This window comes from Spirulina subsalsa PCC 9445 (assembly GCF_000314005.1).
In the GTDB taxonomy this organism is placed as follows: domain Bacteria; phylum Cyanobacteriota; class Cyanobacteriia; order Cyanobacteriales; family Spirulinaceae; genus Spirulina_A; species Spirulina_A subsalsa.
Window position 1 is genome coordinate 3,500,246 of record NZ_JH980292.1, and the last position, 24,225, is coordinate 3,524,470.

25 protein-coding genes and 1 pseudogene are annotated in these 24,225 nt (G+C 47.4%); 16 read left to right on the forward strand and 10 right to left on the reverse strand.

The features are described from left to right. Positions 1-32: 32 nt before the first annotated feature. From SPI9445_RS30680 to SPI9445_RS0115945, 3 genes are read left to right on the forward strand one after another with little or no spacing between them, the layout of a single operon-like run. Complete coding sequence (locus tag SPI9445_RS30680) at positions 33-254, forward strand: hypothetical protein (protein ID WP_164674538.1); 222 nt, start codon at positions 33-35, stop codon at positions 252-254. An 11-nt stretch (positions 255-265) separates the two neighbouring features. After that, positions 266-712, forward strand: coding sequence for a hypothetical protein (locus SPI9445_RS0115940; protein WP_033374888.1), 447 nt, complete (start codon positions 266-268; stop codon positions 710-712). A 55-nt stretch (positions 713-767) separates the two neighbouring features. Then, positions 768-1,436 carry a hypothetical protein gene (locus tag SPI9445_RS0115945; RefSeq protein ID WP_017305772.1) on the forward strand — a complete coding sequence of 223 codons (669 nt, stop codon included), beginning with the start codon at positions 768-770 and terminating at the stop codon, positions 1,434-1,436. Positions 1,437-1,464: 28 nt separating this feature from the next. Here SPI9445_RS0115945 and SPI9445_RS0115950 read toward each other — a convergent pair whose 3' ends face one another. Both SPI9445_RS0115950 and SPI9445_RS32175 read right to left on the reverse strand, forming a co-directional pair. Further along, positions 1,465-1,794 carry a DUF433 domain-containing protein gene (locus tag SPI9445_RS0115950; RefSeq protein WP_017305773.1) on the reverse strand — a complete coding sequence of 110 codons (330 nt, stop codon included), beginning with the start codon at positions 1,792-1,794 and terminating at the stop codon, positions 1,465-1,467. Between the two features lie 157 nt (positions 1,795-1,951). Next, a pseudogene (locus tag SPI9445_RS32175) lies at positions 1,952-2,032 on the reverse strand (GUN4 domain-containing protein); the annotation flags it as partial. A gap of 161 nt (positions 2,033-2,193) precedes the next feature. Here SPI9445_RS32175 and SPI9445_RS0115955 point away from each other — a divergent pair. The 4 genes from SPI9445_RS0115955 (at position 2,194) to SPI9445_RS32180 (ending at position 5,716) form a co-directional block, all read left to right on the forward strand. Beyond that, positions 2,194-3,990 (forward strand): bifunctional serine/threonine-protein kinase/formylglycine-generating enzyme family protein, encoded by a 1,797-nt coding sequence (locus SPI9445_RS0115955; protein ID WP_017305774.1) that lies wholly within the window; start codon positions 2,194-2,196, stop codon positions 3,988-3,990. Positions 3,991-4,114: 124 nt separating this feature from the next. Next, positions 4,115-4,468, forward strand: coding sequence for a diversity-generating retroelement protein Avd (gene avd, locus SPI9445_RS0115960; protein ID WP_017305775.1), 354 nt, complete (start codon positions 4,115-4,117; stop codon positions 4,466-4,468). Positions 4,469-4,481: 13 nt separating this feature from the next. Beyond that, a complete protein-coding gene (locus SPI9445_RS0115965; protein WP_017305776.1) occupies positions 4,482-5,537 on the forward strand; it encodes an RNA-directed DNA polymerase in 1,056 nt (351 codons plus the stop codon). Between the two features lie 23 nt (positions 5,538-5,560). Next, positions 5,561-5,716 (forward strand): hypothetical protein, encoded by a 156-nt coding sequence (locus SPI9445_RS32180; protein WP_420329826.1) that lies wholly within the window; start codon positions 5,561-5,563, stop codon positions 5,714-5,716. 123 nt (positions 5,717-5,839) lie between these two features. On the opposite strand, the gene SPI9445_RS0115970 is transcribed toward SPI9445_RS32180, so the two are convergent. The 4 genes from SPI9445_RS0115970 to SPI9445_RS0115985 form a co-directional block, all read right to left on the reverse strand. Beyond that, the gene (locus tag SPI9445_RS0115970) at positions 5,840-6,184 is read right to left on the reverse strand and encodes a nucleotidyltransferase domain-containing protein (protein ID WP_017305777.1); all 345 of its coding nucleotides are present in this window, start codon (positions 6,182-6,184) and stop codon (positions 5,840-5,842) included. Positions 6,185-6,258: 74 nt separating this feature from the next. After that, entirely contained in the window at positions 6,259-6,522 is a 264-nt protein-coding gene (locus SPI9445_RS0115975) for a type II toxin-antitoxin system HicB family antitoxin (protein WP_017305778.1), read from the reverse strand. Positions 6,523-6,534: 12 nt separating this feature from the next. After that, the gene (locus SPI9445_RS0115980) at positions 6,535-6,720 is read right to left on the reverse strand and encodes a type II toxin-antitoxin system HicA family toxin (RefSeq protein ID WP_026079849.1); all 186 of its coding nucleotides are present in this window, start codon (positions 6,718-6,720) and stop codon (positions 6,535-6,537) included. Between the two features lie 100 nt (positions 6,721-6,820). Continuing rightward, positions 6,821-8,284: a protein kinase domain-containing protein gene (locus SPI9445_RS0115985; RefSeq protein WP_017305780.1), complete on the reverse strand. Its 1,464-nt coding sequence runs from the start codon at positions 8,282-8,284 to the stop codon at positions 6,821-6,823. 154 nt (positions 8,285-8,438) lie between these two features. On the opposite strand from SPI9445_RS0115985, the gene SPI9445_RS0115990 reads away from it, so the two are divergent. From SPI9445_RS0115990 to SPI9445_RS30685, 3 genes are all read left to right on the forward strand, one after another. After that, on the forward strand, positions 8,439-9,599 hold the full coding sequence (locus SPI9445_RS0115990) for a tetratricopeptide repeat protein (protein WP_017305781.1): 1,161 nt from the start codon (positions 8,439-8,441) through the stop codon (positions 9,597-9,599). A 259-nt stretch (positions 9,600-9,858) separates the two neighbouring features. Then, positions 9,859-10,437 (forward strand): Uma2 family endonuclease, encoded by a 579-nt coding sequence (locus SPI9445_RS0115995; protein ID WP_017305782.1) that lies wholly within the window; start codon positions 9,859-9,861, stop codon positions 10,435-10,437. A gap of 160 nt (positions 10,438-10,597) precedes the next feature. Next, entirely contained in the window at positions 10,598-10,735 is a 138-nt protein-coding gene (locus tag SPI9445_RS30685) for a hypothetical protein (protein ID WP_164674539.1), read from the forward strand. Here SPI9445_RS30685 and thyX read toward each other — a convergent pair. Both thyX and SPI9445_RS0116005 read right to left on the reverse strand, forming a co-directional pair. Then, a complete protein-coding gene (gene thyX / locus SPI9445_RS0116000) occupies positions 10,732-11,454 on the reverse strand; it encodes an FAD-dependent thymidylate synthase (protein ID WP_017305783.1) in 723 nt (240 codons plus the stop codon). The two genes, SPI9445_RS30685 and thyX, sit on opposite strands and share 4 nt — an antisense overlap. Positions 11,455-11,468: 14 nt before the next feature. After that, a complete protein-coding gene (locus SPI9445_RS0116005; protein ID WP_017305784.1) occupies positions 11,469-13,202 on the reverse strand; it encodes a dCTP deaminase domain-containing protein in 1,734 nt (577 codons plus the stop codon). Positions 13,203-13,422: 220 nt separating this feature from the next. Here SPI9445_RS0116005 and ileS point away from each other — a divergent pair, with 220 nt between their 5' ends. The 3 genes from ileS (at position 13,423) to SPI9445_RS0116020 (ending at position 17,421) form a co-directional block, all read left to right on the forward strand. Then, positions 13,423-16,302, forward strand: a complete 2,880-nt coding sequence (gene ileS, locus SPI9445_RS0116010) for an isoleucine--tRNA ligase (RefSeq protein WP_026079850.1) — start codon at positions 13,423-13,425, stop codon at positions 16,300-16,302. Positions 16,303-16,579: 277 nt separating this feature from the next. Further along, positions 16,580-16,918, forward strand: coding sequence for a type II toxin-antitoxin system PrlF family antitoxin (locus tag SPI9445_RS0116015; protein WP_017305786.1), 339 nt, complete (start codon positions 16,580-16,582; stop codon positions 16,916-16,918). 2 nt (positions 16,919-16,920) lie between these two features. After that, on the forward strand, positions 16,921-17,421 hold the full coding sequence (locus tag SPI9445_RS0116020) for a type II toxin-antitoxin system YhaV family toxin (RefSeq protein ID WP_026079851.1): 501 nt from the start codon (positions 16,921-16,923) through the stop codon (positions 17,419-17,421). Positions 17,422-17,701: 280 nt separating this feature from the next. Here SPI9445_RS0116020 and SPI9445_RS0116025 read toward each other — a convergent pair whose 3' ends face one another. Continuing rightward, on the reverse strand, positions 17,702-19,267 hold the full coding sequence (locus SPI9445_RS0116025) for an NAD(P)H-quinone oxidoreductase subunit N (protein WP_017305788.1): 1,566 nt from the start codon (positions 19,265-19,267) through the stop codon (positions 17,702-17,704). A 520-nt stretch (positions 19,268-19,787) separates the two neighbouring features. Here SPI9445_RS0116025 and SPI9445_RS0116035 point away from each other — a divergent pair. Next, on the forward strand, positions 19,788-20,129 hold the full coding sequence (locus tag SPI9445_RS0116035) for a thioredoxin family protein (protein ID WP_017305790.1): 342 nt from the start codon (positions 19,788-19,790) through the stop codon (positions 20,127-20,129). Between the two features lie 121 nt (positions 20,130-20,250). Here SPI9445_RS0116035 and glpD read toward each other — a convergent pair whose 3' ends face one another. Beyond that, positions 20,251-21,936, reverse strand: a complete 1,686-nt coding sequence (gene glpD / locus SPI9445_RS0116040; RefSeq protein ID WP_017305791.1) for a glycerol-3-phosphate dehydrogenase — start codon at positions 21,934-21,936, stop codon at positions 20,251-20,253. A 139-nt stretch (positions 21,937-22,075) separates the two neighbouring features. On the opposite strand from glpD, the gene SPI9445_RS0116045 reads away from it, so the two are divergent. Beyond that, positions 22,076-23,131 carry an AAA family ATPase gene (locus tag SPI9445_RS0116045; protein ID WP_017305792.1) on the forward strand — a complete coding sequence of 352 codons (1,056 nt, stop codon included), beginning with the start codon at positions 22,076-22,078 and terminating at the stop codon, positions 23,129-23,131. Between the two features lie 11 nt (positions 23,132-23,142). Next, positions 23,143-24,042, forward strand: a complete 900-nt coding sequence (locus SPI9445_RS0116050) for a hypothetical protein (protein ID WP_017305793.1) — start codon at positions 23,143-23,145, stop codon at positions 24,040-24,042. Positions 24,043-24,225 lie beyond the last annotated feature (183 nt).

A 24,225-nucleotide genomic window follows, 5' to 3' on the forward strand; every position in this document is an offset into this window, starting at 1 on the left:
CCCCGCATGGCTTCGTGAAAATCAACGGGTTAATGACTCTTAAAAGCCAAAAGTCTGAACGAGAAAAGTGTTTCGCCCTTTGGTGCAGTTCATTGGCGATCGCGTGGTTGCGGATCAAAACCCGCCATCCTAATGGCCAATGGCTGTGCTACAGCGGAGCCATAGCACGAGATCGGACATCAGGGGAGCGGGCCAGCGAAGAAGATAAACATTGGTTTTTCATTGGTTTTTTGTTAGTATTGCTATGGGAATGAAAGATAAAGTCATGGCAATTACGCAGAAAAATCAAGGTCAGTTCAGCTTACGAGTGGGTCAAACCTGGAAATCGTTTGAACAATTTCGCCTAGAGGGGGCGAAAACCCTGAGTGCGGTTAAGGATCGGTTTATTGCGACCCTTCACACCAAGTCCGGCCAATATCGCATTATTGAAGAGCGTGATTTTCAAACCTTGTATGGTTTGGCGCGGGATGTTGATCGCCTGCGGGGAGGACTCCGAGTTGTGGTTTTAGCGGTACGTGCTGCCCAGAAGCATCCCGATGAAGAAAATTTAAATTTACTGGCGGAAGCGGTAGCGATGCTAGGCAATTTGCCGGAACTCCCTATGCGTGATACTTTTGAGGCCTTGGAACCAGAAACTTCCGATTGGGATGAGGAGGATGAGGTGATTCTGGATAGCGATCGCCTGCCTCACCCGTTGCGCTCAACGAAGTGATCTCATCAGTAAATCGCTGCAATTGTTTCAAGTTTATGAACCAGAAGACTAAAGCATGGCGACCATGGACGATCAACCGTCCCCCAGTTTAGCGGAGTTAGAAAGGCGGTTAAAAACTCTCTCCCATGATGCTCAGGCGTTGCAGATCATTCGAGAATTCGCTCATAAATTAGGCAAAACCAAAGACCGCCAGCTTGTCTTTGGAGAAGAAAACGCACTGGTATGCCAGCCCATTGAGTATCAGGATGTGTTGGCAAGGGGTTTGATTGATGAGACAGAAGACCCTTTTGCACTTTTGCAGGGGGATATTATCAGCACAGATGCGGCTTATTTCCTAGGAGAGCGGATCACAGGACTAAAATTTGCGATTGCTACTTCTACCTGCGATCTTGTACCGGGTCGCCGTAATTACGCTTTGTTGTTGCGACTCCAACCCATTCATGGCAATGATGCGAATGCCAAACAGCTTCTGAGTGAGATGCTCAAGTTCAAATCCACCCAACGGATGTATTTGCCCCCTTTGCCCGGTGATCCAGAAGGGGCGATCGCTAATGCGGTTATTTTTGATGGTGCGATCCAAATCCGACTTGATGATTTATTGGTGTCAACTCGTTATGCCAGTTTAAGTTTAGTGGGGTGGCGCATTTTTGGATCTCTTGTGCGGTCAATTTTGGTGCGGACTGGCCCCAGTGAAGTGGCAATGCGAGAAGCATTCAACGGGTGATGATCAGCCAGGAATTGAGCCATAGGGATCATCGCTGATTGTGTCTTGCGAGTAGGCGATCGCGGATTCCCACAGGGCTAAAACGTTGTTCAATGTCTTGCCGGATCAAATTCGCCTGCTGTTGACGTTCTGCTAGATAGGTGTTCACCTCATCCTGATGCCTCAGATAGTAGCCGATGACAAGATAGATATCTGATAGTTGTAGGGCTGGGTACTGCTCTTTGATCTCCTCTGGTGTGCATCCCTCTAGGAATGCTGTCACAACTGTATCCAGGGTGACACGGGTTTGGGCGACTCGGATCACACCCGACGGATCAGCCGCAAGGGGGGTTTTTTCAACAGCGATGGCGATGGTCATTGGCGATATTAGGGAATAAGTTGATCAGGTATAGCACTAGCCAAGGCGGTTAAGATACCTAGAATTTCTAAGATCAAGGGGTTAACCTCCTTTTCGATGGTGATGGTGTTGGGTATGGTGGGGGAGTGGTGATGGTGTTCTCCATTTTAGCGAGAGAAATTCGCTTCTGGACGCTAAACCCAAAGCGCCTGTTACTGTGCTGTACCCAAAGACGGTCGATTTTTTGCAGATCGCGGCAACCTCACCCGCGACAGCAAGGACAACGACATCGGTTTTCGTGTTGTCGCCCCCAGAACTCTTTAACCCTCTACCCTTTGCCAAAGCCTATCAAAAACCCAGTTTCTGCCACAGGCGAAAAATTGTACAATACCATTACACCCCTCACCCCGTCTCCGCCCTATGTTTTGGCCCAACGGACACCAATTGCAAAACGGCAAACTGCGAATTGACCAAGTTCTGGGTCAAGGGGGCTTCGGTATCACCTACAAAGCCATCCATTGCGGCTTTAACGCTCCCGTAGTGATTAAAACCCCTAATGCCTATCTCCGCAATGACCCAGACTACCCCAAATATGTGAAGCGGTTCATCCGGGAAGCCCAGACTTTAGCCCAGTTGGAACAAAACCCCCACCCCAATATTGTCCGGGTTAAGGATCTCTTTGAGGAAGAAGAAGCCCATTGTTTGGTGATGGAGTTCATCCCCGGAACGACGTTATTTGATGAAGTACAGCGGCGAGGCCCCCTGACAGAAGCGGAGGCGTTGGCCTATATTCGCCCCATTGCCGATGCTCTGACGCGGGTGCATGGGGTGGGGTTGGTGCATCGGGATGCAACCCCGGTGAATATCATGCTGCGGGAGAATCGCCAGCCCGTTTTGATTGATTTTGGCATTTCGGGGGAGATTATCCCCAAGTCTCGGAGTTCCAAGATGTTTGGCAATCGGGCTTTTGCTCCCTATGAGCAGTTAATTAAGGGGGAGCGTAGCCCGACGGTGGATATTTATACGCTGTCGGCTTCGTTGTATTACCTGATCACGGGACAATTGCCCCAAGATTGTTTTTCCCGCAAGGTGGATGAGGAGCCTTTGATTCCCCCCCAGGAGTTGGTGAAGGTGAGTGGGGAGATTAATCAGGCGATTCTCAAGGGGATGGCGTTGCGGCCGAAGGATCGTTATTCCTCAATGGCGGAGTTTTTGGCGGCTTTATCCCCTGTTGTATCGTCCAAGCCTCAGCCCGCTTCCCAACCCGTAAATCTAGATGATTTTCTGGCCTCTCTTTCCCCCACGCCTACAGCGCCGCGTCCATCTAATGGGAAAATCTACCAGTACGAGATCATCACAGTGAATGAGCAGGGGGGAATTGCCCAACGGCAAAAGGGACAAAATCAGGGGTATTGGGAAAATACCAAGGGATTAAACCTAGAAATGGTGGTGATTCCGGCGGGAGAATTTATGATGGGCGCACCGGAAAATGAAGAAGGGCGATATAGTGATGAAGGCCCCCAGCATCGGGTGATGGTGCCGGAATTTTTCATGAGTCGCACCGCCATCACCCAAGCACAATGGCAAATTGTCGCCCAACTGCCCCAAGTGGTGCGCTCTCTGAATCCTAATCCCGCTAATTTCAAAGGCAAAAACAATCCTGTGGAACGGGTGAGTTGGGAAGACTGTATCGAGTTCTGTCTAAGGTTAAGCCAAGCCAGTGGTAAGCTCTACCGTCTGCCCAGTGAGGCGGAATGGGAATACGCCTGTCGAGGGGGAACAACAACCCCTTTCCACTTTGGCCCCACCCTCTCCCCCCAAGTCGCCAACTATGACGGCAACTACACCTATGGCAAGGGGAAGAAAGGGGAATATCGCAAAAAAACGATCCCGGTGGGGAGTTTAAACGCGCCCAATGCTTGGGGACTCCATGATATGCACGGGAATGTGTATGAGTGGTGTTTAGATGATTGGCACGGGAGTTATCAGGATGCACCAACAGATGGGAGAGCATGGATAGACAATGATAATCATTCTCAAAATGATAGGGAGTGGTTAAAAAGTTTATTGAATAAAAAATCAACATCAAAGCTGCTGCGTGGTGGTTATTGGAGCCACTACCCGAAGGGCTGCCGTTCTGCCTATCGCCTCAACAACCCCCGCGACTACAAGGACGACTTCATCGGTTTTCGTGTTGTCGTCCCCAGAACTCTTTGACCCTCTACCCTTTTTCCCTTTTTCCCTCTTCTTGGCGCGAAGCGCCTTTTTTTATTTTTTTTTTTTAAAGATCACCCACTACCACAATATGCTTTTATGAGGACAGGTTAAATCTTAAAACGCGATGGATGAATTGCCGATCATTCAGAAAACCTACGACTTGATACAATGGTACGTTCCCGTTCTGAACCGCTTACCTCGTGATCATAAAATGATGCTAGGAGAGCGAATCATCCGCAATCTTTATGATTTCTTGGAAAGCCTTATTCTAGCACGTTATTCCTCCTCAAAAGGCAACTTGTTAAGATCCCTTAACCCCAAACTTTCCATCCTCCGCTACCAAACACGCCTACTGATGGATTTTAAACTAATTTCTGTTGAACGCTACGAGTACATCGCCAAACAAATAGACGGTATTGGTAAAGAATTGGGAGGATGGATTAACCAACAGTCTCCTCAACCCGCTAAGATAACCTAAATTCCTAAACATAATGAAACGATATGGAAACCTTTGGCCTGAAATTTCGAGCTTTGAGAACCTCCTCATTGCTGCCCGCAAAGCCCAAAAAGGCAAGCGTTTCCGTCCTGCTGTTCTATCCTTCAATGATAATCTAGAAGGCAACTTAATTCAACTGCAAACCGAACTGAATAACCAAACTTATCAACCGGGAAACTACCATCATTTCTATGTCTATGAACCCAAAAAAAGGCTAATCTCTGCGGCTCCCTATCGTGATCGAATCATCCATCACGCCCTCTGTAATATTATTGTTCCCCTCTTAGAACGCTCCTTTATTGATACCTCCTACGCGAACCGCATCGGCTACGGTAGCCACCGCGCCCTCCAAAAATTCGCCACCCTAGCCCGCACTCACCGCTACATCCTCCAGTGCGATATTCGTAAATTTTTCCCCAGTATTAATCATAACATTCTCAAGTCAATTATTCGCCGTAAAATTAAGTGTAAAAATACCCTGTGGCTGATAGATTTAATCATTGATAATAGTCAAAACTTAGAGCCTGTTCTGCATTACTTTTCTGGAGATGATTTGCTTGCCCCAATTCTATATCCTTGTGGCTTACCCATTGGCAATTTAACCAGTCAATTTTTTGCCAATCTTTACCTGAATAGCTTTGACCACTTCATTCTTCAGGAACTAAAAATTCCTGCTTATGTTCGTTATGTAGATGACTTTGCCCTTTTTGCTGATGATTACAGCACACTCGCCACAGCGCGCCAAGCCATTGAAACGTATCTAGCCACCTTGCGATTAAAAATTCATCCCATTAAAAGCCAACTTTTTGAAACCCGTCATGGTGCTAATTTTTTGGGGTTCCGCATTTTACCCCAACAAACTCGCATCCGTTCAGATAGTCTCCGGCGACTACGCTCTAAACTTAGAACTCGTTGTATTCAATATCGAAATCAGGAAATTGATCAAGCCAAGTTTCAAGAATCTTTACAAAGTTGGCAGGCTCATTTAAATCATGGCAACACTGCCCAATTACAACATCAGCTTTTTGCTCCAATTCTGGTAGAATCATGAATTAGGGATGAACATTTTAGCTGCTGCGTGGTGGTTATTGGAACAACAACCCGAAGAACTGCCGTTCTGCCAATCGCAACAACAACACCCGCGACAACAAGAACAACAACATCGGTTTTCGTGTTGTCGTCCCCAGCACTCTTCAACCTGCCGGAATAGCTCAATGGGAATTGGGTTAGTGTGTAATCGAAGAGTTCAGTTTCATTCCTGTGATGTACAAGCATCCAAATATCTCGTTACCCAACAGCAGGGGAGTAGGTATAGCCAAAACCCAACTGATGGGGTACTCCCACCCCGGAGGATTAATCCTTGTTCCGCAATGGCTGATAAACAATTCCCTCTTTCTTGACATGGAACATAAAGGGAGAATCCTGATCATTGAATCGTTCCTGATCCATAAAATGCCAAGAAATTACAACATCATGCTCTAAACAAATTTGACTGATCAAATCCGTAGTTTGATTAATTTCATCACAGGGATGATCCAATGTTTTTAAAATGATCAACAAATCAATATCTGAGTAATCCCTAGCATCCCCCCGCGCCTGGGACCCATATAAAACAACGGATTTCATCCGATCTTGATAATGATCAACCAACGCCGCCGTCACCTGCTCCAAAATCAATGATAAATTTTTATGCTGCATAGTTCCATAGGTTCATCACACTGAAGCCCCATATTAGGGGAATTTAGACGATTTCAGGCATAATCCAGTTCGCCTCAGTTGGTGCTTCGGGTGATTCTATTGTAATTACCAGGAATCGATAAACTGACAGTTTCACTGGTTGAGAGCGGTTCAGGAATCGGCTGCCCGTTCATTTGTAAATCTTCAAGGTGAAATAAAATGGCCTCTTGAATTAAGGCTAAGGCTTCCTCCTTCGTCTCCCCCACAGCCACACATCCCGGTAAATCCGGAACATAAACCCCATAGCTAGATTTTCCCTGCTCAAGAATAATCGTATAGTGCAATTGTTGATTACTCATTGTCGGACTCCTTTACTTTAATCCTGCTTGCTTCAAGACATTATTAAGCGTTCCTGGCGGCATATCAACATTGAGCTTCCCGGAAATGGTTACTGTGCCAGATTTGGTCAAATGGCGAAATTGCCGATGACTCCCCCTTGTCCGAACGTGATACCATCCATCATTTTCTAAAATTTTGATGATATCCTTGACTTTCATCGCCCCAATGCCACAACAACACCCCCATTCTAACCCCCACCCCAGAAACCGGGTTGCCCCCATTACAATCTACAAGTCGCGACGCGAGAGAAGGGAATCCCTAGATTTTGCACTCGTCTAATCTTTTAATAAACGCGGCGAAATCATCGGATTCAAAACCAAAATCACCTTGGCCAAATAAAGAACCAATACCCAGCGCTTCATAGTAAATTTTGATGACAGGTAAATGACCTTTAGGTGCAGACAAACTAAAGTTTAGATTTCTGTAGTACAACCATGAACCTTTTTTCCGCCAACCAATCACATCACAAAACGTTTTCCATAATTTCTCTGATTCACAATCCAAATTATTATAGATTTGTTTCTGAATACTAAAGCCATAGAGTCCCTGGCTATACTTCAGCCAAAGCTGATCAATAATCTGTAAATCTACACAAGGAATTTTAGGCATATCTTCTGGGTTTAAATACCCTAGACTGGAACGATCTGTCACCTTTAAAATTTGTTGTGCGGTTTCTTCATCTGCTTTGCGCCATTCTTGTGCTTTCAGAAGCTGCTCAAGCTCTTGATACTGTAGTGGAATCGGAAAATTTGTCGGGTGTATCAATAACGAATTAGGCTGTGGTTGAGTTTCAGGTTTAGATAGCGTCGGCTGAGGTGTTTGGGGTGAATTAAGAGCCGTGGATGTCGGTTGTAATAGTTGTAAAACAGCTTGGGCAGACTGCGCCCGCTTGTTAGGAGCTTGCTGAATTAAATGATCCAAAATTTGACCCAGTTCATCACTGACTGAATTCCCACTGAGAAAATCGCGCCAGACCCACGCCATTTCATTGAAATCATACAAATCAAAAGGACTCATCCGCGTCAGTAAATGGAGACAAGTCACCCCCAAACTATATAAATCACTTGCAAATTTAGCCTTGCCCATGGATTGCTCAGGCGCACAATATTCGGCCGAACCGATGATTGTGCCTGTCACGGTGCGCTGAACTTGTTGCAAGACCTTCGCTGCCCCAAAATCTACGAGGACTAACCTTTGATCCAATTTACGCCGAATAATATTCTCTGGTTTGATATCACGGTGAATAACATTTTTGCCATGCACAAAATCTAAAATTCCCAATAAATCAATCAGTAATTCTCGAATCTGTTGCTCACAAAATACCCCATTTTCTGTTAATTCCTGCGCTAGTGTCACGCCATTGACAAACTCTTGTACTAGGTATTGTTGGCCATTGTCCGTAAAATAGGCCAATAGCTCCGGAATTTGGGGATGATCCCCCAATTGTTCTAATTGCCCCGCTTCCTGGGCGAATAATTCCGCTGCTTTGCTAAGGCTTGCCGTCCCTTGGGCTTGGGGTAACAACTGCTTGATGACACAAAAGGGTTTTGAGGGCTTATCCTCATCAACAGCGAGAAAGGTACGCCCAAACCCGCCCTGGCCAAGAATTCGCTGGGCCCAATATCGTTCCCGGAGAAGCAGTTTTTGGCCACACTTGATACAAAATTGGTGATTTTCGGGATTAGACGGATGCAAACAACCGGGATTCAGACAATGACGCATGATGGATAAACGCGATCGCGATCTACTTAAATTGTATTCTGAATGGTGTGGCATTAGGTCTGCTTTTTCTTCGTGGTCTTGCTCTGCGATGATATGAACTAACCCCTCCCTTCTCCCCTAAAATTCCATTATTTAGTGTTTGGAAAATTGCACCATGATCAAAGCAGCGGCGATCGCTGGGTTATGCCTTTGGGTCTTGGGTCAACCCGTCGCGGCGGTTCCTCGCCAAGACCCGACCCTAGCGGCCATTTGTGCGGCACAGCGCGATCCTCACCTTTACCCCCAAACTGCCCCAGAAGCAGAAACCCTAGGGGATGCTTATTTGTGCTTAGAAGATTTTGAAGGGGCGATCGCCGCCTATAGCCAAGCCCTCAACCTACCCGGAGAACTCAACAACCCCATTGGGTTAAGGTTTAAACTCGCCCAAGTGCAAATCCAGGGGGGGCAAACCCTCGCGGCTGTAGAAACCTATCACAATGCCATAGCTTTAGAGCCTCAATATGGGTTGATTGTACCCAGCTTGAGCGATCGCCTCTATTCCCCCTTGGGAGAGCCGATCACCGATGGGGGAATGCGCGGCAATAGCTATCGTGGCCCCATTAGCACGCCCCCGGATCAAATCCATGCCCATGCTCAGTATGAATTAGCCACCACCTTAACCGCCTTGGGGTTTTGGTTACGGGGATTAGAAATTTATGAGCGCAATATTGAAGCTAATCCCGATTTTGCCTATAACTATCTCGCTGTAGCTCCCCTCTATGAAAAAGAAGGCCGGTTTAGTGATGCGGCAGAGGCCTATGAAAAAGCGTTAGCCCTTGATCCTGATTTGGTTTGGGGTTATTACGATTGGGCAAAATTGTTGCTGTGGCAGGGGGAAGAGAGGCAAGCCCTAGAAGCGTTGCAAAAAGTCGTGGGCTTTCATACGGGTTTAGATACCTTGGGGGAAAAAGAAAAGGAGGCGATCGCCCTTGATTTAGCGGGTCAAATCTATCTGGGTCGCCGTCAATGGTCAGAAGCCGCCGCCCTCTACCGTCAAGCGGTGCAAAACTGGCCCAATCAGGTCCCATTCCACATTGGTTTAGGGGAAAGTTTGAACGGCATGGGGGATTCTAGAGGCGCGATCGCCGCCTTCCAAACCGCCCTGCGCCATCTCCCCCCTGAGATCACCCGCCAACACCTCCCGGCTCAATTGGGCATCGCCCAAGCCCAAATGAATGCCGAACAGTGGGATGCCGCCCGCCAAACCCTGAACACAATTCTGGAAACCTTCCCCCACAATCGGGAGGCTCATCAACTTCTCCAATACCTCCCCTAGTTCCCCTAGCGGCAGGGCTGCCTAACCCCCGTGCCACGGCAGAGCCATGACACGAGAACCTTCTCCCTCGTTACTTGGCTCTGCCAAGTAATGCTCCCCTAGAGGCTCTGCCTCCCTCCTAGCGGCAGGGCTGCCTAACCCCCGTGCCACGGCAGAGCCATGACACGAGATAGACGTGAGATATGAACCGATTTTTTGTTAGGATGTAACGAGAAACGAGAATCCATTTAGAAGTAGAAAAGGAATAAAAAATTACCCTATGTTAACAACTAAACCTCGTTTTAAAACCTTTGAAGAATACCTAAACTATGAAGATAACTCAGAGCAACTTTATGAACTCTTTAATGGTGAACTCATTGCAATGCCCCCAGAATCTGGCTTAAATGTGCAAATTGCAACCCGTCTCCTGTTTACCTTTGCCTCCATTGTCGGTACAGATCGCGTCCGAGGACAGGGACTTGAATTAGAAGTGCAAGGAGAACCGAGAAACCGCTATCCTGATTTAACCATTATTCGAGAGGAACATATTCAACAACTCACCCGACGGAATACCCTACGTCTGGAGATGACACCCCCCTTATTAGTAATTGAAATTGTCAGTCCGGGGGAAATCCAACGCCATCGAGATTATATAGCCAAAAGACAACAATATCAGGATTGTGGCATTGCTGAATATTGGATAGTTGACCCTCAAACTCAAGAGATTTTGCTGTTAGAATTGCGGAATAGTTTCTATCAAGAAGTGGGGACATTTAGGGATAATGATTTACTGCCCTCTCCTAATTTTCCAGAATTTAATTTAACCGTTGCTGAAGTGTTGGGAAATTCTTTCCGCTAGTCTCCAGTAATCCCCGTGTCACAGCAGAGCCATGAGGGGAGAAGAAACCGGATTTTTGTTCAAAGGTAACGGGAAAACGAGAGCAGGAGGCAACCCGGTTTGTGAGCCAGGTATAATGACCCCCATCATACCCTTATGATGAGGCCGTCACACTGGCTAAATGCAGACCCCCCATATCGTGCGCGTGCGAGAAGTTTTTGAGGAATCCGTCCGGGCTTGGTTTAGCCAAGTCCGCTATGCTTGCAAGGAGAGGAATTCCCACAATATTGACCCACCACCGGATAAATTGCACCGTTAGGGCGATAAACGCGCCTTTTTCGCCCTCGCTTCGAGATACCACTGAGCCACGGCCGGAGTCCATTCTTGGAAGTGAACAAACAACAACTCACAGAATTGTTGCGCTTCGAGTTGAGCATCCTTTTTCCAGCGTAAATCTAGAAGGTGCATGAGCGATCGCAAATTGCAACTTAAAACAAAATGTTGCCGCACATCAAAGGGAATTAACCCCCTCGCGTGTTCCTCCGATAACCCCTCATCAATGCGTTGTTTATAACGCTTACAGGCTTCCCAACACCACGCTAAATCCTCTTGACGTTGCTCTTCGGTATAGGTGTATTTTTTGCCCTGACGGTTTGTATAGTCACCCACGGGACGCAGATAAAACACCTCTTCCACCTCTCGTTTTCCTGTGACTACATCAATGATACGTTGACCTGTGTAACGATTAGATTGCACATCAAAAGATACGCCCACCCGATGAGTCCTAACTTGCTGCATCATGGAATGAGGAAAAAACCCCACATTAAACGTAATTTGTGGATGTTCCAACGGGCCGTAATGACCCTTATTGCCTGATAATAAATGTTTAACAATCAGTTCCCCAGCCTTCTCCTCATCTGGGAACTTATCTTGATTATCCCACACTAAATCCTCACTATAATCTTGGTGCATAGCCGCCCAAACTAGCTGTTGAGGGTTGGAAGTGGACGTAATGACTTCAATTTTAAATTTATCCATGATGTCTAAAAAAACTAAATCCGTGCCAACGTCACCTGATCGGTTTGATCTTGATATTTTCCTTGTCTCGTTTCATAACTAACCGCACAAGGTTCACCTTCTAAGAACAATAACTGCACAATTCCCTCATTAGCATAAATGCGACAATCGGCACTTGATGAATTAGAAAACTCTAAGGTTAAATAGCCTCGCCAAGCCGCTTCTGCTGGGGTAACATTGGCAATAATTCCACAATTGTGAACGAAAACTCCAGCCTCTAGGGCAAAATTTCCGGCATCAGGTACCGTGAGGCAGTACACATCATGGGTTCCAGGGACCTCACGCACAGCAGCGACTTTATGGTTTCTATAGCCTGCGCGGCTGGAATCTTGACCTCGGAAGGCTTGAATAACCTCTGGAAATCGCCGAAATACGGAACGATCACAATCCAGATATCGAGCGGCACCTCGAATGGATCCGGTTCTATCTAGGGCTTCGCGCACAACCTCGGCGGTAATGTCAGTTCGTGTCTTAGAACTATCTACCAATGTTTTCATCAGTTGGGATTGTTTAGCTCGGCGGGAGCCATTGTCCTTCGCCCAAGATTGTTTGGAAAGCTCGCCCGTGAAAGCCCTTGCCTGAGCGTCTTGGTAATGGCGCAGCATGGCCTGACGGCGAGCCTCGCTAGTGCTTGGGGAACAATTCTGGCGATGCTCCAAGAGTCTGGCGCGGGTTTCAGCATATTTAGGATCATGCCAAAACCGTATAGCCCTTTCCTGCTGCTGAACCGAAAACCGTTCCCGCCACTCAGGATCTTGCTTAAGCCGCTCCAATGCCTCACGAATAGCGGTGCCATGTTCCTCTGGATCAAACTCCTCACCATAGTTGTGCTGATTATGCAGCCGAATATGCTCGGTAGCTTCCATGCGGGTAAGATTCCAAGGGTTGTTATTTAACCGATTGAAATCAAGGTGATGACGATGGCTATTGGGTTGATCAGCATAGATGCCGTGTCGTAAATTCCATTCGTCACTAAGGCGATGGGTGGGGTAGAGATGACCGTTGAGCGGTTGATACACCATTTCATAGCCCCTAGCGAGATGGCGATAGAGCGGCATCAGAGCATCTTGGGGTCTGAGATGATGCGCCTCAACCATGCGCCCGTCGCGGGTTAAAAACTGGTGATCGGGGGTGCAAAAAATTGACTCATCATTATCTAGCACAATTTCAATGAGCGAATCATGCCCAATGTAGCGAGGCTGCTCCAGCAACGTAACCATCAGTCGCCCATAGGGGGCAATACTGTAGCCCCAAAATAGCTCACCCTGTTGGGATCGCTTGGCCATGTCTTCCAAGGTTGGAGCAGTGCCATCTACCAGAGCTACGCGGGTATCGCCACGAAAACAACGCGCATAGGTACTTTTACCCAAACAAACTACCGTCACATTATCGGGAAGAGCCAGCTTTTCTAAGGCTACACCCAAACCATAGGAATGGGCTGGGAGAATAAAATAATCCCCTTCTGGACTGTTATAGAGTTTGGTCGTTTCTAAGTTCTCAGGATTAAAGTTTTTGGGATCAACTACGGTTCCCGGAATGTGGCGAAAAATGCGAAATTCTACAGGGGATAACCGGAGATCATAGCCAAAGCTGCTTAAGCCGTAGGAAATGACAGGCAGATTGTCGAGTTGCCGCACTTGACGGGGTTCAAAAGGCTGGATCATCCCGCCCTCAGCCATTTGAGCAATCCATTTATCGTTCTTGATCATAACCCAGACGTTTCTTTTCAGACAGCTTTTTTAGAATACCCCATAGATAACCCATAAGCTGTTAACCCGGTAATTTTCGCCCTCTGTTGAACCGTTGCGCTACTATCGGCTGGGGGAGGGCGAGATAACGGATTATGAATGATTGTCCCCCTAGCACTCCGAGGACTTTTCACCGATAATGAGAAGTGCAAATTCTACCCACCTACTGGACGATTGAACTGTGACAGACCCCAAGAGTTATAAGGACACCGTTAACCTGCCCAAAACCGACTTTAGTATGCGGGCAAATGCTGTGAAGCGTGAACCGGAAATCCAAGGGTTTTGGGAAGAGAACAAGATTTATGAAACCCTGTCACAGAACAACCCAGGGGAGATTTTTGTCCTACATGATGGCCCCCCCTATGCGAATGGTTCCCTGCACATGGGTCACGCCCTAAATAAAATTCTCAAGGATATTATCAATAAGTATCAGTTATTGCAAGGGCGCAAGGTGCGCTATGTGCCGGGATGGGATTGTCATGGTTTGCCCATTGAGTTAAAGGTGCTGCAAGCGATGAAGGCGAAGGAACGTCAAGCGCTCACGCCTTTAACGTTACGACAAAAGGCGCGGGATTTTGCCCTAAAAGCGATGGAGGAACAGCGCACGGGGTTTAAACGCTATGGGATTTGGGGGGACTGGGAAAACCCCTATTTGACCCTCAAACCGGAGTATGAGGCCGCCCAAATTGCGGTATTTGGCAAGATGGCGTTGAAGGGCTATATTTACCGGGGGTTAAAGTCGGTTCACTGGAGTCCGAGTTCTAAAACGGCGTTGGCGGAGGCGGAGTTAGAATATCCCGAAGGCCACACCTCGCGGAGTATTTATGTGGCGTTTCCTTTGGTGACGGCAGGGGAGAAGGTCGCCCAAGAGTTGGCTCCTTTTGTGGGGGAGTTGGGGGTGGCGATTTGGACGACGACTCCTTGGACGATTCCGGCGAATTTGGCGATCGCCGTTAACCCCCATCTGACCTATGCGGTGGTTGAGGTGGAAAACCCCCAAAATAGCCCCAAATACTTAATTGTAGCCGCCGAGTTAGTGGACCGATTGGCGGAAAAATTGGGCAAAACCTTGACCCCAAAAGTGACAATGAAGGGTCAAGCGTTGGAACAATGCACCTATAAACACCCCCTGTTTGACCGGGAAAGTCCCATCGTTATTGGGGGGGAATATGTCACGACGGAATCGGGGACGGGATTGGTACATACAGCCCCCGGTCATGGTCAAGAGGATTTTATTGTGGGTCAACGCTACGGTTTACCTGTATTATCCCCGGTGGATGAAGAGGGCAACTTTACGGAGGAAGCGGGGCCTTTTGCGGGGTTAAATGTACTCAATGGGGCTAATGAGGCGGTTATTCAGGCATTAGGGGAGGCAAAATCCTTGTTGTTGGAAGAGGATTATGTGCATAAATATCCCTACGATTGGCGGACGAAAAAACCGACGATTTTCCGGGCGACTGAACAGTGGTTTGCTTCGGTGGAAGGATTCCGAGATGCGGCGTTAAAGGCGATTGAGGAGGTGGAATGGATTCCCGCCCAAGGGAAAAACCGCATTACTCCCATGGTAAGCGATCGCAGTGATTGGTGTATTTCCCGTCAACGCAGTTGGGGCGTTCCCATTCCGGTGTTTTACGAGGAGGGAACGAACGAACCGTTACTAACGGAAGAAACCATCAATCATATTCAGGCCATTATTGCCGAAAAAGGCTCTAACGCTTGGTGGGAATTGTCGGTGGAGGAGTTACTCCCGGAGTCCTATCGCCACAATGGGAAAACCTACCGTAAGGGGATGGACACCATGGATGTATGGTTTGATTCTGGGTCCTCTTGGGCGGCTGTCGCCGATCAACGGGGTGAGTTAAAATATCCGGTTGAGATGTATTTAGAAGGGTCAGATCAACATCGTGGCTGGTTTCAATCCAGTTTATTAACCAGTGTGGCGGTGAATGGTCACGCCCCCTATAAAACGGTATTAACGCATGGGTTTGCCTTGGATGAAAAGGGCTACAAAATGAGTAAATCCCTCGGCAATGTGGTAGACCCCAATATTATTATCAATGGGGGCAAAAATCAGAAGCAAGATCCCCCCTATGGGGCTGATGTCTTGCGTTTGTGGGTGTCTTCGGTGGATTACTCCTCCGATGTGATGATTGGGTCAACGATCCTCAAACAATTAGCCGATAGCTACCGCAAGATTCGCAATACAGCGCGGTTTTTGTTGGGGAGTTTAGATGATTTTGACCCGGCTCAAAATGCCGTCCCTTATGAGGCGTTGCCGGAGTTGGATCGGTATATGCTCCATCGCATCTATGAGGTGTTTACGGAAGTCAATGATGCCTTTAAAACCTACCAGTTTTATCGCTTCTTCCAAACGGTGCAGAATTTCTGTGTGGTGGATTTGTCTAACTTCTACTTAGATATTGCCAAAGATCGGCTCTATATTTCCGCCGTCGATGCCCCACGTCGTCGCAGTTGTCAAACGGTATTGGCGATCGCACTAGAAAATCTCGCCCGTGCCATTGCTCCGGTTCTCTCCCACATGGCCGAGGATATCTGGCAATTTCTGCCCTACCCAACCCCCTATAAGTCGGTGTTTGAGTCCGGTTGGGTTAACATTGATCCCGCTTGGCAAAACCCCGAACTGGCGGCTACTTGGGACAAATTGCGGGATTTGCGCGATGGGGTGAATAAGGTCATGGAAGAGGCGCGCCGTGAGAAGATGATCGGGGCATCTTTAGAGGCGAAAGTGTTGTTATTGGTGGCGGATGAGGCCTTTAAGCAACAATTAGTCGGGTTTAATGAGGCCGATAGTTTAAGGACCAATGGGGTGGATGAGTTGCGTTATCTCTTCCTAGCCTCCCAAGTGGAATTAGTGGACAGTTTGGAGGCGGTAGAAAATGCCCCCTATAACAGTCAATCCGAGGGCTTAGGGATTGGCATTGTCAAGGCCGAGGGGGAAAAATGCGATCGCTGTTGGAACTACTCCACCCATGTAGGAACCAGTAGCGACGATCCCACCCTCTGTGAACGGTGCGTGGCCGCCCTTGGGGGGGAGTTTTAGCCAGGAGGGAAAGCGAGAGGGAATAGAGGGGTTTTTCGGCAAGCCCTAATTAGGGCTTGCTGAATAAGTCCGAGAGTTGGGGAATCGGGAGTCGGGAGTCGGGAGTCGGGAGTCGGGAATAGGCAATCGTGCCAGTTTTAGATGATCTGTTCCCTGTTAAGAGTTCCCTGCTTGCGGTGAAGGGGACTTTTCTTGACGAGACAATGCAATTGCATTACTCTGGAGGTAAGGCTTATCTGAGCAGATTATAAGCCCTGAAGTTGCTACGGAACTTACTATGACTGCCCAACCTATCCAACGCTTAGAATCTAAGCTGACTGCTCGTTATCAGACGACCGTCCCCGAGTCGGTTCGTAATGTCCTGGGCCTGAAGAAGCTCGATAAAATCAGCTATAATATCCTCTCTAACGGTCAGGTGGTGATTTCTCGTGCGGATTCCTACGAGAGCGAAACAGATCCGGTATTGGAGAAGTTTCTGAAGTTTTTAGCACGAGACCTCGAAAATAATCCTCAGCACTTGACAACTATTAACTCGGATTTAGTCAGTCGGGTTCAGTCATTGGTCGCTGATGTGGCGATTGATTTGAATGCCTCACTACCCGAGGAGGATGACTAGGATTGTCTGACGATGGGCCGTTAGTGATTAATGGATGGAATATCTTTGCCCATCCTCTTTTTATAGAGCAGGTTGAACAGCTTCTAACACAAGTTGAAAATTTGCGTCAGAAGGACCCTATAGGTTATCGAGAAAAAAATTCAACCAAACGTTTAGCGGCAATTGCGAAGTTGGCATTTGATGTCATCCCTCAAGATCCCACAAGGAATGAATATCGCCAAGGGTCTACTCTGGGAGATGAATATAAGCATTGGTTTCGAGCTAAGTTTTTTCAACAGTACCGATTATTTTTTCGATATCACCAAGACAGCAAAATCCTGGTTTTTGTCTGGGTCAATGATGAGAACTCAAAACGGGCCTATCAGAGTAAGACAGATGCTTATCGAGTTTTTCATAAAATGCTGAACAGTGGTTATCCACCGGATGACTGGGATGACTTAATGGCTGAGGTTCAAGAAGAAAGTGAGCGGTTAAAGCAGATAGCCAATGTAGAGTTGCCCTAATTTGAGATACTTTAGGCGATTTGGTCTGGCAACAACTAGCTAATATCTCGCCATAATTAGGGCTTGCTGAATAACTCTACTCGTGGGGCTAGGGAACAGGGAACGGGGAACAGGGAACAGGGGGAGCAGGGGAATAGTGGATAGTGAGTAGCCAAAACTCTTTTATTTTAGGCAACGGGGAACGGGGAACAGGGAACAGGGAACAGGGGGGGAGAGTTCCCAGATTCCCGATTCCTGACTCCTGATTACCCAACTCTCGGACTTATTCCCCCAGCCCCACTTATTCGGGCAAGGATTGACCCTTGATGATGGATTCAGACAGCATCACGGGGGTTGTGGCAGCCTGAAAAACGGAACTGTTGCTAATGGAACTATTCGCCAAGTTAAACAGGGGATTGGAGAGAATCCCGGCTAAAGTGGTGGCAACCAAGGAGAGGACTAACCCCACTTGTAAGGGACGCATTCCGGGCAAGTTCCAACGGATGGGGGGGTAGTTTTTCACGGTGTCGGACATTTCGTGGGGTTCTTTGACGACCATCATTTTGACCACACGAATGTAGTAGTAAATCGACACAACGCTAGTAACTAGACCTAAGAGGACTAAGCCATATAATCCCGCTTGCCAACCGACCCAGAAGAGGTAAATTTTCCCGAAGAAACCCGCTAGAGGGGGAATACCGCCCAAGGAGAGGAGACAGATACTCAGGGCAAGGGTTAGGAGGGGATCTTTTTGGTAGAGGCCGGAATATTCGGCGATTTGGTCGGTTCCGGTGCGGAGACTGAAGAGAATAACACAGGTGAAGGCTCCAAGGTTCATGAATAGGTAGATGAACAGATAGAAGACCATGCTGGCATAACCTGCGTCACTGCCAGCCACTAGACCAATCATGACGAAACCCGCTTGAGCAATGGAGGAGTAGGCTAACATCCGCTTCATGCTGGTTTGGGCGAGGGCGACGACGTTCCCCAGAATCATACTGAGGACGGCTAGGGCGGTAAAGATGAATTGCCATTCGGGGGTGACTTGTCCGAAGACGGTGACGAGGAGACGAATGGCGAGGGCAAATCCGGCCGCTTTGGAACCGACGGAGAGGAAGGCGACAACGGGGGTAGGTGAACCTTCGTAAACGTCGGGGGTCCATTGGTGGAAGGGAACGGCGGAGATTTTGAAGGCGATTCCGGCGATCGCAAATACTAAGGCAATGGCGACCCCTAATGACTGCCCACTGCTTAAATCGGTGAGTTGGGAGGCGATCGCATCTAAACGCACTTCTCCCCCCGATAAACCGTAGAGTAGGGACACCCCGTAGAGGAAAATGGCGGAACTGGCGGCCCCAATGAGCAGGTATTTTAAGGCCGCTTCATTGGATCGAGGATCTCGCTTGGTGTATCCCGTTAATAGGTAAGAGGAGATACTCAAGGTTTCGAGGGAGAGGAAGATCATCACCAGATCATTCGCTCCACAGAGGAACATGGCCCCCAGCGTCGCGGTGAGCAGAATGCTAACAAATTCCGCTAAAGCTGTTCCGGACTGTTGGATATAACGAATGGACATCAAAATGGTGAACGCGGTGGAGAGGACGATGGTTCCTCGAAAAACAATGCTGAGATTGTCGCTATTAAAACCGCCTAAAAAGCCGATGGTTTGACTATTATCCCACTGAAAATATAAGGCGACCACTGAGCCTAAAAGACCTGCGATCGCAACATAGGATAAGGAACGAGAGGCATTCCGGCCTAGAATAATATCCCCCACCAACACGACCATCAGGGTGATGATAACCAACCCCTCCGGCAAAATCACCCCCGCATTCAGTTGCGAGGCCACTGTACTTGAAAAGTCCATAGCGTATTTAGATTAATAGCACTCCGTTGAACGACCACGCCAATAAGCAGACGTAGTTTGCTTTTTTCTTAGATGAGCTTTTTAGGGGAAAAGAGGACAAGGCATCTTTTCCAAATCAAGGTAGAAGTCTTAGGTTCTAAGACCTAAACAGGAGCTTGTTCCTCTGCCCATTTTGCCTCCGCAGTGGCTCTGGGTCTGGTGATCAAGACTTGGAACAGTATATCATTGATGCCTGCCTTCATCACAGCATCTCAGAGTAGAGGTGCAACGCTTTCTAGAACCCAAAACTCGATCTCTGAACTCAGTTTGACCCAAAAAAACCAAGATTTTGCGGAGAAACTCGGTAGTTCTCCTCCTAGGGGCGCAACGGTTGCGGTTGCGGTAGGAGGCGGAATCGGTAAGATCAACAGAAGTCTGAGAAATTCTGATACACTCTGTTAACTTTCCTTCCCATCGGATCCCAATTGGATGTAGCATAAACCCAAGTTGAATATCAAACCCCATTTAATAAATAGAAATTATGCTGTTCCCAACCAGCGAAGTCTCTTTCTCCTCAGAGGTTCTGGATTCCCCGCAGCCCGTCATTGTCCATTTTTGGGCCCCTTGGTGCAAGATTTGCCAGCGCCTTGAGCCGATGTTATTAAAGTTTCAGCAGGAGTCGCCCCATCGGGTGAGGTTAGCTAGTGTTAATGCTGATGAAAGTTTAAAACTGGTGAATACTTACCGGGTGAAGATTTTGCCCACGGTTTTGGTCTTTGAACAAGGACAATTGATCCACCGGGTTGAAGGGTTTCAAGGATTAGATGATACTGCGCGATCGCTTCGTCAAGCTATTGAACAACGTATCGCAACCACAGCCTAGAGTTGAAAGTCCCCGGCCAATCTTGACAAGTTAAGACCCACTCGTTAGAAGTCAAGGAGTCGGGTGTCGGGTGTCGGGAATCGGGAATAGACATCTCCCCCTGTTCCCCGTTCCCCGTTCCCTAAACAGACAACTGCTCAGTTTTAACTTCTAGAGCATAGTCAGGAATACAGTTTTTCTGCATATAGTGGTGATACTCTGCGATCGCCTGATCACAGCGCTCCTCACTCCAACCGCAGTATTCCCGCAGGGTTTCCACCAACACCGGAAGCACCCCTAAACCGTAATTCTCCTGCATGGCAATAGTCGTCCGACGACGGGTAATGTCGAGCAAGGTTTCTGCCATCTCTGCCTGTACCGAGTAGACAATCTGGGCTTTAATATCCGGCAGATGGGGCGTGATTTGTTCAGCCAGTGCCGGATGTTCGTCCACCAGTGCCAACACTTCCCCCCCTTTGGCTCCATAGAGTAAAAACAGGTGATGGATACTGGCCACAGACACCCGATAGCGATAATCTTTAACCGCTTGTTGAATACGCGAATCTGTCGGTAAAATACACCCCGGCAGCGGAGCCTTCAGGGTGGGACAAGGAGGCACCGAACGCCCCAGTTTTTGATACACCAGATCCACCATTTCCTCTCCTACATGACGATAGGTGGTTAATTTCCCCCCAATGAGCGAGATTAAATTCTTCACCCCCTCGGAACTGTGGTCATGGAGAATATGTTTGCGGGTAAATTCCCCCGGTTTTTTCCCTTCCGCATAGGGGAGAGGACGCACCCCAGAGTAAGTAAACGTTACGTCAGAGCGGGTTAAATTGGCCGTGGGGATGATTAAATTGGTTTCTTGGAGTAAATAATCAATTTCGTTGTTATCGGCCTTTACGGTGTCGAGAGTGCCATCATAGAGCAGGTCTGTTGTGCCAATGAGAATCCGTCCTAAAAAGGGAACAATGAAAAAGGGACGGCCATCCGTTTTGGCTTCCACATATAAAGCCGTTTCGGGAGCCCCCGTAAAACGATTAACAATAATGTGACTGCCTTTCGTGCCGCCGATTTTGCGCTTTTTGCCAATGGGAGAAGGGGTATCTCCTGCTTTCCCCCGTTCGCAAACGCGATCCACCCAAGGCCCCGAGGTATTGACGACTATAGCTTGGGGGGTGGCAAGCACTGGGAATTCTGCTCCCGTCAAGACATCGCGACATTCTAATTGCTGAATGCGATCGCCTTCTCGCACCAAGGCCGTCACTTCTACATAATTTAACACCGTCGCCCCGGCCTGTTGTGCGTCTAGGATATTCTCCAAACAGAGACGTTCGGCATATTCCGCTTGAGCATCATAATATTGCGCTCCACCCTTCACCTTTTCTGTATCCAACGAGCGGAATAACTGCTTAAACTCTCCTCGGGGTAACATTCGATGACAAGGTACAGATTTGTCATAGCTGAAAACATCATAGAGCAACATTCCCGCCCAGATTTTCCAATAAGGGCGCGATCGCTCCTCATACACCGGAACCGTCAACATTAACGGTTTCACCAAATGGGGAGCCGTTTTTAACAGCACCTCCCGTTCCCGCAAAGACTCCCGCACTAAGGGAAACTCAAAATACTCTAGATAGCGTAACCCCCCATGAACTAAACGGGTAGACCAGCTTGAGGTTCCCCCCGCAAAGTCTCCCTTCTCAATTAAAATCGTCTTCAAGCCTCGTAAAGCGGCATCCCGAGCCACTCCGGCCCCGTTAACACCTCCGCCAATAATAATGAGATCATAGGTTTCGTTTGAGATAGTTTGGAAATGACGCATGATCAATGATGATGACTGCAAGAAACCCAATCCCCTGAATCGGGCTGGTTTCTCCCCCCATGCTATAGCGCTTCGTTAAGGTTGTTCAGGCAGAACTCCCCCAATCCCCTCTTTTTTCCCGTTTTTTTGCGTCTTAATCATGAAAGTTCAATCCATTCAACTCAAATATTTTAAAAAATTTCGAGACAAATTCCTCGACTTTACCGATCCAGAGACGGGATTAGCACAAGATATGATCCTGCTTGTGGGTCCCAATAGTGCAGGAAAAACCAGTATTTTACAAGCAATTGCTGCTACCCTAGGATGCGCAACGGGGCGACTCCAAAAACGCTCTGATTTGCAATGGGCCGGGTATAACAGCGAACTGCTAGGAAATAACTGGGGTAGATTTGATCCAGAAGTCAATTTAAAAATTCAGTTTTCAACCCCAGAACTCAAAGCCATTCACGAGTTCTATCAAAAATTGCAGGAGATAGGGCATGACTTACCCATACCCCCGGCTCAAGAGCATATTGTCTCCTTAAAATGGAGTGGAGAGCGGGTTATCGCTAACTCTGACCGCGAGTTTTTTCAGTTTAAAGGCAGAGAATATGCCAAGCAGTTACTCCGCTCAGAAGGGTTTCAAGTATTTGAGCGAGTGGGAACAATACTGTGGTATACAGAACAAAGAACTTCAACCAGTTTAACAACGGAAGATGACAACCGTAGTATTGAAATCACAGATGATATTTTGCGAGATCGTCTAGCAAAATGGCGGCAATTTCATCAAGATTTACAAAATGGACGATTTAAAGAATTAAGACCGGGGCAAAAAGACCTATATGCTGAAATTGAGAAGGCATACAAAGCCGTTTTCCCAGAGCGTAGTTTTGATGGGCCTGTGCCACGGGAGGGAATAGACAATATTTTCTGCGAACCTTGGTTTTTTCTCTACGATGGAAAGAATCAGTATGAAATTTCTGAGATGTCGGGAGGTGAGCGTGCTGTATTCCCTATGCTCATGGATTTTGCCAGTTGGAATATTCATAACTCAGTGATCATCATTGATGAATTAGAGTTACATTTACACCCCCCCATGCAGCAAGCCTTACTAAGAGCTTTACCTAAGCTAGGAAAGAACAATCAGTTTATCATTACCACCCATTCCGATTATGTTGAGGAGCTAGTTTCCCAAGCCGCTATTATTCGGTTATAAGAGGTGTAATTGTGACGGTTATTAGTGGGCGAAAGATTATTTTTTGTGAGGGTAAACAAGCGAGTTTAGACTTTGCTTTATTGAATCGAGTTGTTGAAGATATAGCCGGAGATAAACCGACGATTGTTCCAGCAGGTGGTAAGTTTACTGTCTCAACATTTGCTCAAGGGTACTTTTTCCCAGACGAACCCAAGAGTCGGCGATATATTATTTTCCGTGATCGTGATTTTGATGCCTGTCCTACCGAGGATAGACAACTGATTAAAATGGCAAATTCTAGAGGTAAAATATTCGCATTATTGACCTATCCTGCCTGTGTTGAGAACTATTTAATAGATGCCAAGTTAATTGACCAATATTGGACTCTAAAATATGTAGAGAAGCAGGAAAATCCAAGTTCTAAATGGGGGCATGGAGAGTCGCCCGGGGTTCAGGTGATAGAGGATTGGATTGAATTCAGTGCAAGGGAGTTGCAAGGGTATCAATCCGTCAGATGGGCGCTAGGTGATCTATTGCAAATGAGTCAAGCCCGAAGAGAACTTAAAACAACTTGGACAGGGGGTAGTGGCACACTTCCTAAATCTCTAACTGTAAATCATTGTGCTGTTCAAGCTAGCAACTTAGTGAGGGAATTTGGGCAAGCGGTTGAATTTATTAACTCAAAAACCTTTGGTAAGTGCCTTGGTAAATATCTTGCTCTATTCTCTCAAGCAGAATTTTGGCAGAATCAGGATTATTTGATTTGGTTTCACGGTAAGGATATCCAAAAAATGATGCAGAGGCAACAGCCTAATTATCCTCCCTTGAAAAACCAAAAAGGAGGTGGTTTTTTTGAGTGGGCAATTACTCAACTGGATATCACAGTCTATCCTGATCTGATGGAACTACGAGAAAAGATTGAGCAACTTTGAAGCTTAGGATGAGAGACAAGCAGTAGATAGTGCGTCGCACTTCCCCCAATCCCCTCTTTTTTCCCGTTTTCCTCAAATCACTACACAGGTATATAAAAAATTAGCGGAATAATTAAACTCATTCAATCTATTGCTCAATAATTTCAGGAATCAGAGATTGTTCTTCTGTGGTTAACAGCAACT